At 36.4% G+C, this 18,481-nt stretch carries 19 protein-coding genes; 3 read left to right on the top strand and 16 right to left on the bottom strand.

Annotation, left to right across the window (positions count from 1 at the left end; all coding sequences use genetic code 11):
- Positions 1 to 46 precede the first annotated feature (46 nt).
- The 8 genes from CUS89_RS01800 to CUS89_RS01765 form a co-directional block, all read right to left on the bottom strand.
- On the bottom strand, positions 47 to 571 hold the full coding sequence (locus CUS89_RS01800) for a hypothetical protein (RefSeq protein ID WP_104870823.1): 525 nt from the start codon (positions 569 to 571) through the stop codon (positions 47 to 49).
- A gap of 98 nt (positions 572 to 669) precedes the next feature.
- Positions 670 to 1,272 carry a hypothetical protein gene (locus tag CUS89_RS01795; protein WP_104870822.1) on the bottom strand — a complete coding sequence of 201 codons (603 nt, stop codon included), beginning with the start codon at positions 1,270 to 1,272 and terminating at the stop codon, positions 670 to 672.
- Positions 1,273 to 1,313: 41 nt separating this feature from the next.
- The gene (locus CUS89_RS01790; protein WP_104870821.1) at positions 1,314 to 1,652 is read right to left on the bottom strand and encodes an LPXTG cell wall anchor domain-containing protein; all 339 of its coding nucleotides are present in this window, start codon (positions 1,650 to 1,652) and stop codon (positions 1,314 to 1,316) included.
- A gap of 377 nt (positions 1,653 to 2,029) precedes the next feature.
- Positions 2,030 to 3,502, bottom strand: a complete 1,473-nt coding sequence (locus CUS89_RS01785) for a helix-turn-helix domain-containing protein (RefSeq protein WP_104870820.1) — start codon at positions 3,500 to 3,502, stop codon at positions 2,030 to 2,032.
- Between the two features lie 330 nt (positions 3,503 to 3,832).
- Entirely contained in the window at positions 3,833 to 5,317 is a 1,485-nt protein-coding gene (locus tag CUS89_RS01780; protein WP_104870819.1) for a helix-turn-helix domain-containing protein, read from the bottom strand.
- Positions 5,318 to 5,734: 417 nt separating this feature from the next.
- Positions 5,735 to 6,682: an ABC transporter ATP-binding protein gene (locus CUS89_RS01775; protein WP_104870818.1), complete on the bottom strand. Its 948-nt coding sequence runs from the start codon at positions 6,680 to 6,682 to the stop codon at positions 5,735 to 5,737.
- A complete protein-coding gene (locus tag CUS89_RS01770; RefSeq protein WP_104870817.1) occupies positions 6,679 to 8,217 on the bottom strand; it encodes an ABC transporter permease/substrate-binding protein in 1,539 nt (512 codons plus the stop codon). The genes CUS89_RS01775 and CUS89_RS01770 overlap by 4 nt, the downstream gene beginning before the upstream one ends.
- 127 nt (positions 8,218 to 8,344) lie before the next feature.
- Positions 8,345 to 8,560, bottom strand: a complete 216-nt coding sequence (locus CUS89_RS01765; protein ID WP_104870816.1) for a hypothetical protein — start codon at positions 8,558 to 8,560, stop codon at positions 8,345 to 8,347.
- A gap of 514 nt (positions 8,561 to 9,074) precedes the next feature.
- Between CUS89_RS01765 and CUS89_RS01760 the strand changes: the two genes are divergently transcribed.
- On the top strand, positions 9,075 to 9,740 hold the full coding sequence (locus tag CUS89_RS01760; protein WP_104870815.1) for a YitT family protein: 666 nt from the start codon (positions 9,075 to 9,077) through the stop codon (positions 9,738 to 9,740).
- 81 nt (positions 9,741 to 9,821) lie between these two features.
- Here CUS89_RS01760 and CUS89_RS01755 read toward each other — a convergent pair whose 3' ends face one another.
- The 5 genes from CUS89_RS01755 to CUS89_RS01735 all read right to left on the bottom strand — a co-directional run bounded on the left by CUS89_RS01755 (position 9,822) and on the right by CUS89_RS01735 (position 14,070).
- The gene (locus tag CUS89_RS01755) at positions 9,822 to 10,877 is read right to left on the bottom strand and encodes a zinc-binding alcohol dehydrogenase family protein (protein ID WP_104870814.1); all 1,056 of its coding nucleotides are present in this window, start codon (positions 10,875 to 10,877) and stop codon (positions 9,822 to 9,824) included.
- Between the two features lie 152 nt (positions 10,878 to 11,029).
- On the bottom strand, positions 11,030 to 11,722 hold the full coding sequence (locus CUS89_RS01750) for a hypothetical protein (protein ID WP_104870813.1): 693 nt from the start codon (positions 11,720 to 11,722) through the stop codon (positions 11,030 to 11,032).
- Positions 11,723 to 11,784: 62 nt separating this feature from the next.
- The gene (locus CUS89_RS01745; RefSeq protein WP_104870812.1) at positions 11,785 to 12,753 is read right to left on the bottom strand and encodes a LacI family DNA-binding transcriptional regulator; all 969 of its coding nucleotides are present in this window, start codon (positions 12,751 to 12,753) and stop codon (positions 11,785 to 11,787) included.
- 160 nt (positions 12,754 to 12,913) lie between these two features.
- The gene (locus tag CUS89_RS01740) at positions 12,914 to 13,675 is read right to left on the bottom strand and encodes an alpha/beta fold hydrolase (RefSeq protein ID WP_104870811.1); all 762 of its coding nucleotides are present in this window, start codon (positions 13,673 to 13,675) and stop codon (positions 12,914 to 12,916) included.
- An 8-nt stretch (positions 13,676 to 13,683) separates the two neighbouring features.
- Positions 13,684 to 14,070, bottom strand: a complete 387-nt coding sequence (locus tag CUS89_RS01735; protein ID WP_104870810.1) for a hypothetical protein — start codon at positions 14,068 to 14,070, stop codon at positions 13,684 to 13,686.
- A gap of 137 nt (positions 14,071 to 14,207) precedes the next feature.
- On the opposite strand from CUS89_RS01735, the gene CUS89_RS01730 reads away from it, so the two are divergent.
- Entirely contained in the window at positions 14,208 to 14,756 is a 549-nt protein-coding gene (locus tag CUS89_RS01730) for a DUF2179 domain-containing protein (RefSeq protein WP_104870809.1), read from the top strand.
- 138 nt (positions 14,757 to 14,894) lie between these two features.
- Entirely contained in the window at positions 14,895 to 15,506 is a 612-nt protein-coding gene (locus CUS89_RS01725; RefSeq protein WP_104870808.1) for a hypothetical protein, read from the top strand.
- Between the two features lie 141 nt (positions 15,507 to 15,647).
- On the opposite strand, the gene CUS89_RS01720 is transcribed toward CUS89_RS01725, so the two are convergent.
- The 3 genes from CUS89_RS01720 to pflA form a co-directional block, all read right to left on the bottom strand.
- Complete coding sequence (locus CUS89_RS01720; RefSeq protein WP_104870807.1) at positions 15,648 to 16,499, bottom strand: DUF1803 domain-containing protein; 852 nt, start codon at positions 16,497 to 16,499, stop codon at positions 15,648 to 15,650.
- Between the two features lie 98 nt (positions 16,500 to 16,597).
- A complete protein-coding gene (locus CUS89_RS01715; RefSeq protein ID WP_104870806.1) occupies positions 16,598 to 17,524 on the bottom strand; it encodes a manganese-dependent inorganic pyrophosphatase in 927 nt (308 codons plus the stop codon).
- Between the two features lie 84 nt (positions 17,525 to 17,608).
- Entirely contained in the window at positions 17,609 to 18,370 is a 762-nt protein-coding gene (gene pflA, locus CUS89_RS01710; protein ID WP_104870805.1) for a pyruvate formate-lyase-activating protein, read from the bottom strand.
- Positions 18,371 to 18,481 lie beyond the last annotated feature (111 nt).

Raw genomic sequence — 18,481 nt, 5'->3', positions numbered from 1 at the left:
TTTCGAAGCCTTCCAGTTTTTATTTTATGTTAACTTCAATCAGCGATCAACTAACGGTTATCGTACCGTCGATCGTTGTTGTATTGACCAATTTTTCTTCGTTATAAATATTGTATAAAATCCTAACATCATGGCTGCCATCATCAGGTAGATTCTCAAAAGAGATAGAGTCTATTCGGTTGTTTGGAGGAATCAATCCTGATTTATACAATTGTTTATTGTTTGATGCTAGATAGTATTCTACTTGGATACTGAAAGCATTCTGGCCATTATTACGAACATCGACACTTGCTTTTCCTTCTGCGTCGACTTCAATATCATGTTTTAAAAGAATACGCATTTTATCTTTATCCACTTGGTCTTGCATTGCTTTCAAAATATCTTCATTACTCAATCTTGTCAGATTATCATCTAAATCAGGCAATCCTGTCACTACTTGAGGAGGAGATTGATTAAAATAAAAATATCCGCCAATCCCTGCTACAAGACATACGAGAAGCAAGGAAAATAAGATATAAGTTCTCTTCTTTTTACTATGATTCTTTTTATCAATATTGTTACTATGTGCCATTTTTCTCAACCTCCTTTCTCAATTTATAACTAAAAAGTCTGTCATTCAGACTCTTTCTGCTAAACTAGGTAATGGGATACTCATTAACTGTGTTTAGATCAGTTAGCTAGTGCAGAAAAATGGAATGACATCGTGTATGCAGGTGTCACAATAACATCTTGTTGGAATGCCGAAGTGATCGCTCCTTCAAATTTCAAGGATTTTGTTTGCCCTGTTTCGATCGTTGTCAAGTAAGTACGAGTATTCAAGAATTGTCCGGAAGAGCTTTGTAGACGAACAGCCGCTTCATTTAATGGTGTAAAGAACAAGTCTTGAGTGATTCCAGTTGAGCTTGTCTCCGCAAAACTATCTACTTCGATCATCACTCTATGTGAAGTTGAATTATTTGTCATTGCATATAAAGGTGAAACGATCTCTGGTTGCGGGGTACCATCTTCTGCCATCGTATTCGCATATCTCACAGTCGTAGGGATCGTGATATCGATATAGCGCTTATCTTCCGGATCAACAGGATCCCACTCTCCGATCCAACCTGAAACTTGAACATCTGCTTGGTCATCACCTTTGATTGTTTGACCCGGTGTATTGTCTGGTTGTCCAGGGATCCACCCTAAGTCGTTGGCGGCAGCATTCAATGACCCAAGTCCCAAGCCGCCTAATAAGATAGTAGATACAATCGCTAAATTACTTAGCTTCTTCATATTAAATTTCTCTCCTTGCTGAAATAATCTATATTATTTCACTAAATTTTTTGTAGTCGTTCTTCTTTTTGATTGAATGTATAAAACGATCCTATCGAAAAAAGAGTAAGCAATAAACCGATCAGAGCAATTCCATTGGTCAAACGTTCCCCAGTTTGTGGGAAATTAGAGGAAGAACCTTTACTTTTGTTTGATACTGGACCTGTAGCTTGTTGTTCTTCATTTTGGGTACTCTGCCCTGTGTCGTCTTGATTTTCGGAACTATTACCTAAATCACCGATCGTTGCTTCGACATGAACTGTTTGTGTTTCTGATTGTTGAGCATGATAGACAGTTGGGCTCATAACGCATAACATCAACACACCTATCATGTAATACATCGTCTTTTTTATCTTACCCTTCACCTCCTAATGTAAACGACACGATTCCCACAAAACAATTATCCTTAAAAAACCAGCACTTTTAAAACCAAGTTTTACCGCCAGTTTGGTAAATAAAATAAGAATATGTAGTTATTTATTTTAGTGCTAAATACAAACTACGCTTACGATAACTAACCATTCTCCCATATATAACAGTGATAAGATAGCATTATAGCGTTCTCAAGAAGAGGGTATTTTTTTAATAACATATTATTTTAACCAATCAGTTTGAACTTTTCCTAATAATTCCCTACAAAAGAAATAATTGAGTAATGTATCTCGGAATAGAATAAACGATCTGGATACAATTGCTTACTGATTTTTTACATAGCCGATCATATCTCAGCAAGTTCGTCTACTTTGATGTGATAGTACTCGACTAATTTATCAATGATCGCTTCGTCCAAATAGTTGGAAATTCCAAGAGTAGGTACTTCAAAATAGTCATTGGAATAGATATCTGTCAGGAGGCAATCAAACTTTTGTAAATAATCATTTTGTATTTTTGTCGCAGGGTTGAGAATCTCTATGTTGATATTATGGCGAAAATAAAACTTGATTTCCTCTTTGAGCATACGCATATGGTCATAAGAGCTATCTAATAACAATGCGACATGAAGTTTTATTTTTTGTTTACGTACTTGTATCCATAGATCTGACCAAGAAGTTAATAACTTGAAGACGGATTGATGGATCATTTCATCTATATAGTTATGAAAGGCAGATCCTAACGTCTGATAAATCTCAAAAAATCGCTCTTCTAAATCTTTGACCAGTGTCGGACTGTCTCTTTTTACGTTTTGAAAAAATTCTCGTTTCTTATTATGTAAAATATAGGTCGGTTTTACCATATTCATGGTGGTCCAATAAATGTCATGAATCAATTGATCGCGATTCTCACAAACTATACCAAACTTATTTTCTAAGTATCCTATTACTTGATTAAGTTTATTTTTTTGATTTACTGCATCAACTTGGACGTTTAAATACTGTAGCCGTAAAGTTGGATGAATCGGTTGGTAAAACTCATAGAAAAGTTGCTGGAGGTTTTCTTCTTTTAAATGGACAGCAAAATTTTCATTGATACGTCCTAATAGTTCTGTTTCATTTGCGAAATGTTGAAAAATAAAAGGGACGTTCCTCGTTATCAATTTATACCCTTGTTGCAAACGGATAAAACAGATAAACAAGTGGAATTTCATATTTCCTAAAAACAAATGGTTGTCATTATTGACTAATGCCCAAATCGTATTCTCTTTTACAAATACTTCGATGATATCAGTGATCAGAGCAATATCATCGATTTCCATTAAATTCTCAGGTAAATTATATTTTTCTGCAAAGAAAGCAGAAAAAAAATCCCTAATATTCCCTTCATTGCCTACAATTTCGAGATGATTATTGATTTTAAAATCATATTTACTGATCACTTGGTTGATTCGATTGATAATACGTGATACTTGTGTTTCAGATATATATAAACTATCACTTAGATCGTCTTTTGAACTTACTTTCCTAAAAAACAATGTTTCAAGTAATGTATACTCTAAACTTTTACTCAAAATTTTTGAATAGATGAATGCTTTCGGTGTCTTCAGATTTTTCTTTAGCAATACTCCTGATCTAAAGGAGGTTTCAATCGTTAGTGGTGCGATCATCTCATTGATTTGTGAAAGATCATTTCTGGTTGTTTTTTCTGAGCTTTCGATTATTTCGGCCAATTCAGCTGTCGTCATCCACTGAGTATCCCATAATATTTCCAAAATCTTCAACTGACGTTTCAGACGTCCATCTAAGATTTCTCTCATTTCATTTCCACCTCTCCAAACAAAAAATATTGAACATCTACATTATTTTTAACATAGTGATTTATCTAAAAATAATCTCTATCTACCGACTGCTTGGTAAAATAACGCTAAAACTCAAAGAGAAATGTGTTGATAATGTCAAGAATTCTAACATTAAAAAAATTGGTATAGTTAAAAAAATAAATTATTTTCTTTTTTCCAGTGACTCATATAGTTACAATCGTTTTCAAAGTGTTCATTTACCAATAACTTTATCCTCTTTTTATCACTTAAGAACAAGAAAAGATATGCCAGTTTAGGCATATCTAATAAATTGGATTAAAAAAAATATTACATCACTAGTTCTTTTCTAAATAACTGGATACTTTCTTTTCTGTTTATAATAAAAGTATGTAATTTATTAATGAACTCATTATCGAAATAATGTGGAATCCCAATGACCCTCGATTGTTCGATGGACCCTCGTATGGTAAAAACATCTGTCAACACACAGTCATACTGTTCTAATTTAGTTTGGCTAAACAAATCAAATGGTGACAAGATATCGACGGAATATGTACTTCTAAAATGCATTTCGATTTCTTCTTTTAACATACGCAAATGACCGATCGGGACATCCAAGATCAAAGCTGCTTTGATCTGATGGGACTTTTTCATCTCAATGCGAAAATCAGACCACTGAGTAACCAAACTATATATCGATTGATACACCATATTTTTTATATCAAAGGGTTTAAGTTCAAGATCTTCATAGATTTCTGCAAAACACTCTCTTAGTTCAACCATGATCGCTTGATTCTCACCCATTAATTCTAAAACAAATTCTTCGATCACGTTGTTCAAAATGAACGTTGGACCAGTGATTCGAAAACTACTCCATAAAATGTCTTCAATCAATGTATCACTATAGGAACATTCAATATTGAATCGTTTAGATAAATCTTTGATCAGCCGTTCAATTTTACTATGTAATGATGATTGCTCAATACCTAGCTGTTGACAAGCACTGGTCACTTTGAAAGGTTCGCAATAGTTAGCAAACAAGTTGTATAATATGTCTTCGTTTAGTTCTATTTCAAAGCATTCTTGACATTTACGTTTTAACTCTCCGTCATTCAAAATAGTTTTATAGTTAAAAACAGTTTCTTTTCTTTCTATAAAAACTCCTTGCTTACATCGGTATAACGCAGCTAGTACTTTTAAATGTATTTTATTCAACAAAAAATGATGCTGGTCGTTCACTTCAATAATCGTTACGTTTTCCTCATAAAAACATTGGATCAATCGATCGATCAATTCGAACTCTTCCTTTAAAAGAAGGGTTTCCGGTGAAAGATATTTTTCATACATCAAACTAGCAAATAATTTACGAATATTTATCTCTGAACCTTCAATCGTCAATTCATGACTGATTCGTATTGAAAATTTATCTAAAACTGAATTTAGCTTTGTCAGCAAGCGATTCAACTGTGTCTCCGAGATAAACAGGCGATCACATAACTCCCCTTTAGAAAGATTCGGATTGATAAAAATCTCTTCGATGATCTGACATTCGATGCAGTTTTGTAAAAACAACGAATAAAGATGTGTCTTTGAGACCCCAAGTGTTTTATCCAAGAAAACACCGTGTTTAAAAGATGTTTCGATTTTAAGCGGTTTGATTATTTCATTCAAATGTTTGATATCCGTTCGTATCGTCTTTTCGACTCCCCCGATGACTTGGACAATTTTCGACACGGTCAACCATTCATTCTCCCATAGCAATTCTAATAATGCTAATTGCCTTGTACTTTGTTTATTTAATATTCCTTTCATTTTACTCCCCCAAATCTAATAAAAAAGCACAGTAATAAACAAAAAAATAACACCCCGTCTGTATCTTCTTGCTTTTTTTCTGATATTAATATTCAATTTTTTTTAAAGTTATCTTTGAAACACGATTTCATAAAAAATGTATGTACTATTACTTAATCATAATTTTAAAATATAAATCACCTTATGTCTATAAGAAAATGAAGATAACGTGAGATATTTTTAATTTTTTAATTAAATAATATTAGTAATAATAAATGATCGAGTAAAAGCACAGGGAAATCAATGCTTTTATTCGATCATTCGTATATTTGTTATTCTAATGATTTTTAAATAACTTTAACTGATTTAGTATTTTTTCGATAAGAGTTATACTAACAACTCATGACTCACATGTCTGTCTAGTATGGTCTAAGACAATCAAATGTGCTTACCACTTAAAAATGCAAAGACATTTTCTCTAGAAATCTCACCGATCAGTATTTCGTGTTTATAGATATTGACTTTGTCGTCTTTTTCTAGTTGAGCAAATAATTGTTTCAATGGTGCATCGAACTGAATCACTGCTCGTTGTTCAGTGATCTCTTTCTCAAAAAAGCCAGCAAGAATAAGTTGTTCAACTGTCTGGTCATTGTCTTGGATCGATTCCTCGAAGAAACTACGAACAAAGTCATTTTCAGGATGCATCAATAATCGCTCCGGTGTATCACATTGAATCAATACACCTTCTTTCATCACAGCGATCCGATCCCCTAATTTGATTGCCTCCTCCATGTTATGCGTAACAAAAACAATTGTTGTACCTAATTCTTTGTGAAGCGATAAAACAAGCTCCTGCAAGGAAGTTCTTGAAAGAGGATCCAACGCACTGAAAGGTTCATCCATCAAGATTACTTCAGGATTGGCTGCTAGTGCCCGAACGATCCCTACACGCTGTTGCTCGCCTCCAGATAATTCTTGAGGCATTCGATCACGATAAACCTCTGGATCTAAACCAACTTTTGTCAGCAACTGATCCGAAGTCTCGGATCGTTTTTGTTTTTCCCACCCTAACATTTCAGGGATCACTTCAATATTCTGTTTCACAGTCATGGTTGGGAACAATGCGATTTGTTGCAATACGTAGCCCATTTGCCAACGCATTTTTTGTAAATTATAGTTCTTTAAAGATTTACCCTTGAAATATACCTCACCCACACTCGGTAAGGAGAGTCCATTGATCATTTTTAGCGAAGTCGTCTTTCCACTTCCAGAAGGACCTACCAACACGAAGATCTCTCCTTCATTGATCGAAAGGTCTAATTGTCTAATTGCATACTTGTCGTTAAAGATTTTATGGACATTTTTAAATTCAATCAGTTCGGTCAATTGTTATCCTCCTTCACTAAACCTTGGTCAACCAAAAATTGTCGTGCCACTTCTGCTGGTTGTTTTTTCTCAACATTGACTTGATAATTCATTGTTTGCATCTGTTCTTCGGTTATTTTACCGCTAAGTTTCTCTAAAGCAGCCACCACTTCTGGATGTTCATTTGCAAAATCTTCATTCATCAATGGTGCGCCTTGATAGGTCGGGAACAATCCTCGATCATCTTCTAGGACAACTAAATCGTATTGTTTTAGTTCACTGTCGGTGGAATATGCATCAACGACATTCACATCACCATTATCAATTGCTTGATAACGTAAACTAGGTTCCATGCTTTGAACACTCGGAAAATTCAACTGATACAGTTCCTGTATCCCTTTGTAACCATCCGCACGGTCGATAAATTCTAATGTGAACCCTGCTTTGATTTGGTTCTCGATTTTAGCTAGATCAGAAATTGATTTTAGTTGGTGTTCATCCGCGAAATCACGTTTGACAGCAAGAGCATATGTGTTCTGATAAGCCATTGGACTTAGAAGTGTCATTGTGAACTGTTCATTTAACAATCTATTGGCCTCGAGATAAGTTTCTTCTTTTGTTAATTTTTGGTCTTTGATTGATTCTGGAACTGTAACCAAACTCTCTAATACTGTTCCGGTAAACTCTGGATAAATATCGATTTGTTTATTTTCTAAAGCACTGAATAAAAAACTAGTTTTTCCAAAATTCGGTTTTAACTCGACTTCTGCATCCGTTTCTTCCTCAATCAATCCTTTATACATCTGGATCAATATATCTGGTTCTGCACCGAGTTTACCAGCAATCGTGATTTTCTCTTGTTTCAAGAAACCAGCTTGATAAATGGAAGCACCTGCGACTAAAGTCAAAATCAAGCCTAAAGTGATCATGGTATAACGTGGTTTCAAATGTTGTAATAGTCGGATCAGGCTACTGAAAATAATGGCTAATAATGCGGAACTGATTGCACCGATCAAAGTCAAAACAGGTGTGTTGCGATCGATTCCTAACAAGATAAATGTTCCTAGCCCGCCCGCACCGATCAAGGCTGCTAATGTTGCTGTTCCTATGATCAATACTAACGCTGTGCGAATACCTGAAATAATGACAGGAAGCGCGATGGGTAACTCTACTTTGATCAACCGCCTAAAACGAGACATCCCAAAAGCAACTGCGGCTTCTTCGATTGATGGATCGATTTCTGCTAACCCTATATACGTGCTTTGAAAAATAGGTAATAAGGCATATAAGATCAAAGCGATCAACGCCGGTAATGTCCCGATCCCTACAAATGGGATCAATAATCCTAATAGTGCAAGTGAGGGAATGGTTTGCAAGACACTCGTTACTTGTAATAAGAATTCTGCCATTCTTTTATGGTTCACTACCCAGATAGCAAGTGGGATCGCAATCACTGCAGCAATCAACAATGCAATCAATGAAATAGATAAGTGCTGAAATGTTGCTGCAAATAATTCTTCCTTTCTCTCACTGAGCGTTTCGATAAACGTATTCATATGACCTTCCTTTCTGTTCTCCCTTAAGTATAAACATAGCGAAGTAAATCCCCAACTAAGTTGTTTAAAAAAACTTGCAATCGACTAATTAGTGAGAAGTGATTGCAAGTGTTGTTTTTGTATTTAGTTATTTTGAATGATACGTAGCTCTATGCTGATAGAAGGTTTCTTCATACCTGCGTTTTCGTTCATTTTGTCGATACTTTTTTTCATCCCACATCACAAACCACAATACAAACGAAGGTAAAAAAATCAATAATGCTGTTTGTAACCCATAATTACCTATAATAATTCCAAAAAATAAAATCGACAACATTGCACCAAAACGTCTCATTGATTGCATCTCTGATCACCTCTATCATTTTATACCGAACAACCGTTCGCTATTCTATTATACGAACAATCGTTCCCGTTGTAAAGTAGAAGTTTGATTTTTGGGCAAAAAAAAACAGCCAGTAACTTTTAAAATCTCGTGGGGGAGATACTTGTTTACTGGCTTGTTCAATAATTATTATACTTTAAGTTGTGTGTCTGTGACCAAAAAAGTAAAAATCGGTTGTTTTAACATCATAATCGTTAAATTTAATAAAATAAGATGTGTTCTTTAACGGAAAATGTATTTTTTCTGTCCATCAATCTCTACTATTCACTAATTTTTATCCGCTAAAATGATGCCCGACCTATTTTCCTAGAGAACTTTTTGCATTATTCAAATGAATGTTTTTTCTAGAAATTATTGAACAAAATTAAATACACTTTATTATGTATATTTTTTTCCATTTTCCTATTGAATTAATAGAGTCGTTCAGTGTAATATAAAGATTGCTGAAAATTTTCAAAAAGAAAAGAGGTTAGAGATGAAACAAATCAAATTTTTATTAGACTTATGTGGAATTATTTTGGGAGCTGCTCTTTACGGATTAGCGGTAACCGGAATCAATCTCCCTTCAAAATTAGCTGACGGTGGTGTCACAGGAATTGCTCTTTTACTTAATCATTTATTTGGCTTTGCGCCTTCCATCACCTCACTGATCATAAATTTACCTTTATTGCTGGTTTCCTTGTTTATTTTTGGAAAACATGCATTTATTCGAACGATCGTCGGAACTTTTTCTCTGGTCTTCTTCTTGCATGTATGGGAAAATCTAAATGTTCACTTCGCTGTTGGAAACCTTTTGATGAATAGCCTCATGACTGGTATTCTTTCGGGGATCGGTTGTGGCTTGGTCTTTCGTTTTGGGGGTAGTACAGGTGGAACAGATATTGTTTATCAAGCAATTGAAAAATATTATCATGTGAATATTGGTAAAAGCCTATTTGTTATCACGTTCGGGATTTTAGTTGTGTCTTTGTTGTATCTGGATTTCACGCATTTTGCGTATACTCTTTTGAGTTGCTCCATTTTATCTTACACATTGAATAAAGTGAAGTACTTCCGCTTCGCTAATCCATTCAAAAAAATCACACATACTACCCCAGCAGTGAATCAATTAGAACCATTGGAAGAGCCTTATTTAGATTAAATCGTTCCACAAAAAAGCAGCTACTTTTTCAAATAGTTATCCTATTTTGAGAGAGTAGCTGCTTTTTTGTAGTCTTTCTTGCTAATCGTCTTGGCAATCTAGTGGTCTACTGGTTTTGAAGCCACCTGATAGAACCATTTTCCCTTGTTGTTTGCCTTCACTAACTGCCTTCATTGCATGTTCAAGTGAAGTTTGGTTGATACCATCTGAGTACACGGTTGTTACGTGACTATGAAGTTTATTTTCTTCAAATAACTGTGTCAACGTCTTTAAGATCGCGCCTTGTGTCTCGATCTCTTTGTCATGATCTGTTTTTGTGAAGACATATTCCCAATGGAAACTGATTGAATTATTTTTAAACTCATTCAAGTCGATTTTCTCTTTGGTATTGACGATCATTCCGATATGCCCCAGCGGTTGAATGATTTTTTTGATTTCCGAGAGGTATGGTTCAATATCATACAATACAGCAACATAATCAATCCCATTGATCCCAACCTGTTTCAATTGATCATGAAGCGAATGGTGATAGTCTAATGAAAGATCTACACCATTTTTTTCAAGCCAGCCAAAGTTTTGTGGACTAGCGGTAGCATACACTGTCATCCCCGCCCATTTCGCTAGCTGTGTCATGATCGAACCGACGCCACCTCCTCCGTTGATGACCAATAGTTCTTTCCCTTCATTCGCTTTTTCTTCGGGAACTAATTGAAATTTTTCAAATAGTAATTCATACGCAGTGAGTGCAGTCAATGGGATTGCGGCGGCTGCTTCGTCACTAAGATTCTCAGGCGCTTTCGCCACGATCCGTGCGTCAACTAATTGATACTCTTGTTGACTTCCCCCACGTTGAGTCGTTCCTGCATAATAGACACGGTCGTTCAGATGGAAATCCGTCACAGCCGATCCCATTTTCCGAACATATCCTACGCTGTCATAGCCCAAGACAGTGAATGTTTCTTCTTTGACGATTTCTCTTCTCTTTATATCGACTGGGTTGATCGAAAGTGCAACGACTTCGATCAATAAGTCGTGTTCTTCAGGTTCAGGTGTCACAGTGTCTTCTTCAATCAATTGCGGATAAGGTGTTTCACGAGTAAAACCAAACCTTTTCATCGTTAGAGGTACATTCGCCATTTTTTCCACTCTTTTCTATTGAAGTGATATAGTCAGCCAACAAAAAAAGCTGTCCCGTTCCAACATTCAGACATTTTTTTCACAAGGCTAGCCTGCTTCTCATTTGTCTGAATGTTTGAAGGAATCAACTTTTTCTAACAATTGATTACTACTTATTGGAAATAACCATTGCCTTTCAAGGAATTACCTTGGTCATTGATCAGTCCTTCCAACGAACGATCCAATACCCCATGAGTTTTCTTACTTGAATTTTTCTCTTGGTTCATTGTTACACCTTGTTTTCCATCATAGGGTGTGTTTTCTGATTCAAATAAAAGATACGCATTTTTTTCTTTTTTGATTGAAGCAAGCAATTCTTCTTCAGAGATTTTATTCTTCTTCTGATCAGGAATGATCGAAGCTGGCACGTACTTAGGTACAAAATAAGAACGTTCTCTTCCAGAACGATTGAACACACTACGCGCTTGGCTTGTTTTCTCTTGTGTTGGTCTTTGCTCTGAAGGGCTGGCATGACGAGTATAACCGAAATTCGCCTGGCTGTTTCGTTTTGTTTGTGTTTTTTTACTTTGTCTATAATCTGGCAAATTTTGTTTATGTTTCGCTAGATTTTCCTTTTGTGTCGAAGCATGCCGAACATTGACTGTCGAATGAGGATTTTTTTCATTTTTTGAATAATCCTCAAAATGAAATTCATTGATTTGCTCAAATAATGGTTTGTCGCTTGTATCGGTCATCAGGTCATCTTGACCGTCAAACAGCACGCGTCTATTTTCATTTTTTAACTTGACACCAATGTGATCATCGTATGCAGGAAAGCGAAAATGTTTTCGTTTGATTTCTGTCATGTAAACCATCCTTTTTAAGTGGACTTTCTCTTATAATAGCACAAATCGTGTATTTTCAATAGCTAAGCGTTAGTCTTATTTAACTTTCTTGTCGTTTCACGAATGATCAGTTCTGGGAAAAAGTGGCGGTATCCTTGGCTTGCTCCTTTTTCGGTGATTTTTTTAAGTAACATTTCTCCGCAAACTTCCCCCATACGAATGATGTCTTGTTTAACGGTAGTCAGTTTAGGTGAACTGATTTGATCAAGAAATACGCCATCAAAACCAATGACACCAAATTGATCGGGTAACTGCCCGCCAACTTGTGTGATGCCACGAACGATACCAAGCGCCAAGCGGTCAGAGCTGCAAACAAAACACGTTTTATCTGAGAATTCGTCCCAATGTTCTGTAATATATTTCTCTGGTGTGGTGGAATGATTATCAAAACGTAACATTTTCGGAGTTAGTCCAGCCTCTTTCATCACTTTTAGATAGCCCGCTTCTCTAGATAGTTCAAAAGGTTCTGCTTCATCGATGCCGATATAAACGACCGTTTGATAACCAACTTCTAAAGCATATTGCGTCGCTTTGGCGGTTCCATATTGATTATCGCTATCAACATAATCATAGCCCATACGATTTTCACCAAACAAGACGACCGGTTTTTCTAAGCGATTGATCCAATCAAAATCTCTTTCACGCACCCCTGTGATGATATAACCATCACAGGAACCAACGTCAAAGGCATCGTTGGTCACTAATTGCAAGGAATAGTGCTCTTTACCGATTCTTTTGGCGATTCCCATGAGTAAATTCATATAATAAGGTTCCGTGGTATCGATCTCCTCAAGAATAAACAACTTGATGATTTGTGAGCGGTTCGAAACTAACGCTTTTGCTGCAATATTCGGACGATAATCCAATTCAGCCATGGCTGTAAAAACTAGTTCCTTTAGTTCATCAGTGACTTGTTCTGGATGATTGATCACCCGAGAAACCGTCATTTTTGAGACATTTGCTCGTTTAGCTACATCTGCCAATGTTGGCATAAAATCTCCCCTTCCATGCCTAATTACATAACTATAGTCATTATAGCAAAGATTTGTGCTAAAAAAGAGCAGCTCTCAAATTGTTCTAAAAAAAAATCTATCAAAAGAGAAAATCATTTCCTCATTTGATAGACGTTTTCCTATTTAGATCTACAGCTACCTATTGGGGCATTTCCATCATTTGACTCAAAAAATCCGCTGCTTCTTCCATCAATGGGACTTCTACCATATGACGTTTTTCCGAAGAAGCACGAAAGACGATTCCCTTACCATAAGACTCGTCTTTGTTTTTTTCGACAAATTTAGATACTTGTTGATAAGGAATCTTTTCATCTTTTTCTCCATGCCAGAAAAATAAGGGACGGCCTGCTAGTTTTTCTGGTTGTAAAGATAGATCGTAATGGTTGACCCATGAAATCAAGTCGAAATAATCATCTGGCAACTTATATTGAAATTCTTGCGCTCTGCGTGAGATTTCTTTGCCATATTCAAGTGGTGCCGGTGACCCCATCAAGCAGATTCCACCAGTGATCTCAGGGTGCTTTGCCAACAAAGCACAGGTCGTCATCCCGCCCATTGACACACCACCCACAGCCAACTTATCTGATAGAAGTTCACGTTTTTTTAAATGTTCGATCAATGTATCGAATTCGAATAGATTACCGTAGATACTGCTCCAAAAAGTAAAGGAAGGAATTTTTGAGACCGGTTGTTTACGCTCACCATGATTCATCGCATCTGGAAGCAAGACTCGCATCCCTTTTTTCGCCATTTTTCTTCCTTGTGTCAATACAAGCTCCTTGCTTGTCTGCCAGCCGTGATAGTAGATCACTACTGGAATTTTCTCTGTCTTCAACTCTTTTTGGACAACTTCTAATACGGGTATGTTTTTGATTGTTCGTTTCAAGATAATTGGATTCACTGATTGATTCACCTGATTTTCATTAGATTGGCTGAACGTAAGGACAACCATAAACTTAACATGATTTGTACAAGGCATAATAGCCCAAATGTAATGGTATAAAAATCCATCCTTTTAACAAAGAATAGCATGGCGAATATCCCTATGATCCCTAATCCTATAGACAAGGCTGGGTATATCGACATTTTAAAGAAGCTAGCCACACTACCAAAAATATTACCAATAAACACCATTAAAAAAAGAAAAATACTTAATATTACCCCATCAGTTAGTGAGATTGGGAATAACAAGGAATTCGCTTCAATGGGTTGTTGGATCGCATGGGTCCCTAAATACATACTCAGAAAAATACTACATATATGACTGACTCCAATGACCCTGTTCATTCGCTTCATCGCGCTCACCTGACTCTCTTTATAATTCTATTATAATCATTTTATCATTTTTTTAAAGTAATAAACGTTTAATCTTTTCTTCAATTGCCTTATTTCTGATATGATGAACATAGACGCTACTGAAAGGAGTTCTTTATATGTTCGATCCAAAAATGTTAGCGATGATCTTTTTCATCAATTTCGCTTACATTACATTAAATACTTTACGCTTTATGTTGACTATGAAAGGCTATCGCTACATCGCCCCATTAGTTAGTATGGTTGAGATCATTATTTATATCGTTGGCTTATCGCTAGTTTTAGATCGTTTAGATAATCCATTGAATTTATTCGTTTACGCGTTAGGCTATGCCGTGGGTATCAGTGTTGGGATTGCTATCGAGGATAAATTAGCACTGGGTTATATCATGGTGACGACGATCCTACCAGCAAATACTTCGGAGGATAAGAACTTGCCGATCATTCTTAGGGAAAATGGGTTTGGTGTGACCCAAACTTCAGCTAATGGTCTAGAAGGCGAACGCTTAGTCTTAGAAATTCTTTCTCCACGAAAAAATGAACGTGAGCTTTATCGTTTGATCAAAGAAGTCGAAGAGCGCGCTTTTATCATCTCTTATGAACCAAAATATATTTCGGGCGGATTCTGGACAAAGAAAGTCCGCAAACGTCGAAACAATGCGAAATGAATGAACACGAAATAGACGATGATCCGATGGATTTATTTCATCAGGTCCTCGTCTTTTTATTTGTTTTATTAAAAATCATCGACAATTCCTCATCATTTTGTTATTATATTGTATATCATTAAATTTATGGGAGTACTTATGGAAATACAACAAAAAACAACGACCTATCTACAATGGGGATCTGTTTTTGCCGTTTTGAATGCTTTGCTTTTTTTCTTTTATGCTTATTTCAAGACCTCAAGCATACCTTGCAACTCATTTGGCTGGTTATTGCTTGACCACTCCGAGCTAAACCAATCCTCTGACAATCCAATATTCTTGATTCTTTCTACCTTGTGCGGTTTGATTTTCTCGTTATGTTTCGCCGCCTATTTTGCTAAAAAAACGATGAATACATTTAATGAAGTAAACGTCATTTTCGTGATACTGAAATCACTGAATCTTTTAACAGCTATGCTCTATACGTTTAATCAAGATTCGCTTTTTTTCTTCATTATCAACGGTTTAGTTGTGATTTTAACGATATTTACTTTCTTTATTTTTTCATTGATCACTAAGCAATTAAGAATGCCGATGATTATTCAAACTAGTACTTTTTTCTGTTTTTGCTATAGTATCGTTTCCCTATTCATCCTAGCCTTTGCGCCATCGATCAATTCTGCTAATATCCAAATCACTAGTAATATTCTAGATATCTTGTTTATTGGTAATTTAGCTTATATGATGTGGCATTTTCGCAAAACAGCATAATCCCAAACGAGGTCGAGCCAGCAGTGTCTAGTCTCAAGAAATAAGGCGCCATCCACGAAAATCGTTCTTTGATTTTTTTGTGGATGGTGCCTTATTTTTTTTAGAGTCTACTTTCGCTCCCACCATTTATTCAGATGGAGGTCACATTTTTTTGATATAGGAATAAGAGGTCAAGTCTAATTGCCCCATCACTGCTATCAATGCCTGCTCTTTGATAAAGGCAGCTTCAACAGGCGTTTCAGTCGGAGGTTCATATTTTTGTAACAATGAGTCTTTCCTATCTTCCATTATAGGTAGGAGCAATCGATATTGATCTTCTTGAGCAACAACCCCCGCTAATATTAAAGCATCTAAGAAAATCGACTCACGTCGTTTTTTGTATTTGTTTTCACAAATCCGTTCGAGAATCACTTCTATTTGGTCAAAAAAATAGGTTTCGTTCACATCGCCAATCAACTGGCCTAGAGCTTGAAATTGCTCAGATAGAGGTGTTTGCTGCTTTTGAAGATGAAAATACGTCGGCAAAGAAATCCTATCTTCTCCTTGGGTGAGCGTCATAAAACGATAATTTTCATTTCCTGCTTCCAATCGGTTGATCGTTGGGACTGAAAAAGACGTGGCATAAAAATAAGCTGCCCCAGTTTCATGACAGAAATCCCAGATATCTTCTGCTAAAAAGAGATTTCTTTGACTTTCCGGTTGTTGCATTACTTCATTGATCAATTCTTTGGTCAGTTGATTGATCTCTTCTTGAAAGTCTCCTTGGTCATACACCGGAAACGCACAGCGGTAACGGCGATTTTCTCGGATGATCAACCCACTATCGATCATTTGATCAAGAAAGTGTTCCATTTTCTTTTGGGGAAATTCTTTTTTTAATTGGCGTAAAATCACCTCTTGTGATTCATGACCGATCAAATAGTCGATCATCGGTTGGAATAAAGGATGATCAAGTAGTTTTCGTTTGTCCTCTAAAGAATAAAAATATTGCATGTCTGTTTACCTGCTTTCTATGTGAAACCTTGAATGAAAAAAGCGGGAGGTCCCAGTCAACTGGTTACACTCCCACTCCCTTCTTTCAATCTCATTTCCTAATTGAAAACTTCTGTTAATTGAGGTACCACTTGTTTTTTACGTGAAACGACCCCTTGTAAAAATGCACGATTGTTTTCTAATTTCACATCAAAAGCTTGTTCAACTTGTTCTTTTCTTTCGCCAGCAATCAATAATTCTGAGTTGCTGTTCAAAATATCTGTTACAACAAGAACAAAAAGATCATAGCCATTCGTTAAGATCTCTGCTTGCATGGCAGTTTCAAGTTCAACTTGACGATCCATTACTTCATTTAGATCCACTGTATTGACTTGAGCGATACGAACATTTGCTTCGCCCATAGGAAAACTTTTCGCATCTAGATCTAGTAATACTTCTGCTGGTTTATCACTTAGATTTGTACCTGCTTTCAACATATCTAAACCATACGCTTCTAAGTCTACGCCGGAGATTTCAACTAATTCTTTTGCAGCCAATTGATCTGCTTCTGTTGAAGTTGGTGATTTGAACAACAATGTATCTGAAATGATCGCTGATAACATGATCCCAGCAATTTCTTTAGGGATCTCAATTTGATTTTCTCTAAATAATTTTAGGATGATCGTGCTTGTACAACCTACTGGCTCTGCACGGTAGTACAATGGATTCGCTGTTTCAAAGTTCGCGATACGATGATGGTCAACCACTGCTAAAATCGTTGCATCTGCAATATCTGCCACGCTTTGTTGAAATTCATTGTGATCGACAAGCATAACATCTGCTTGTTCCTCTTTGATCGATGTGATCACTCGTGGCGCCTCTAATTTGAAGTAATCTAGTGCAAATTGTGTTTCTTCACTTGGCGTGCCTAAAGCGACAGGCTCAGCGTTTACTCCTAATTGGTTTTGCAAATATGAAAATGCAATCGCTGCTCCAATTGCATCCGTATCAGGATTTTGGTGACCAAAAACTAAAACTTTTGACATTTGACTCGCTCCTTTTTGTTTTCTCCTATTCAATAATAGCAAAAAAACGGAAAGAAGCAATACTTATCTTCCTTCCGTTAGTAGCTATCTGGTTAAATATTTTTTGTAATCTTCAATATGAAGAAGCCTTTTAGCATTTTCTACTCGTTCTTTTGTCGGTGGCTCGATTCCTTCTAATGGGTACGCTAAACCAAGTGTCTCCCATTTGTATCTACCCATTGTATGGTAAGGAAGGATTTCCACGCGATCGACATTCTCAAGTGTTTTGATGAATGCATCAAGGCGGATCAAATACTCATCGTAGTCACTACGTTCTGGGACTAACACATGACGAATCCAGACTGGTTTCTTGATGTCTGAGAGATACTGTGCCATTTCTAAGATATTTTCATTGCCCCAATGAGTTAATTTTTTATGCGCTTCGTTATCGATATGTTTGATATCGAATAGTAGTAAGTCCGTATAGTTCATCAACTCTTCAAAACGAGAAAAGAAAGGCTCATCGTGGCTAAATGGTTTCCCACATGTATCGATTGTTGTATGGATCCCGCGTTTTTTCGCCTTTTGGAATAACTCGATCAGGAAGTCGATCTGCAATAAAGGTTCACCACCACTGATCGTGATCCCTCCTTGTTTTCCCCAATAAGAACGGTAACGTTCTGCTTGGTCTAAAATTGCTTCTGCGGTATATTCTTTTCCTCCACCAATATTCCAAGTGTCTGGGTTATGGCAAAATTCGCAACGCATTCGACAACCTTGCATGAAGACGACAAAGCGAACGCCTGGTCCATCTACAGATCCAAATGTTTCAATTGAATGGACATAGCCTTTTGTTTGTTCTTCCATCTTAATCACTTCTTTTCTTTAGTTTCTTTCGTCATGAGCCACGGACAATGTTGCAACTTCTCACTAATCGGTAATGATGAGGTCTATCGGCTGACCACAAGTATTAGAGAG

This window comes from Enterococcus mundtii, assembly GCF_002947535.1.
Classification (GTDB): Bacteria; Bacillota; Bacilli; order Lactobacillales; family Enterococcaceae; genus Enterococcus_B; species Enterococcus_B mundtii_B.
Note: the sequence above shows the minus strand (reverse complement) of the source record. Positions and strands in the feature narration are given on the sequence as shown.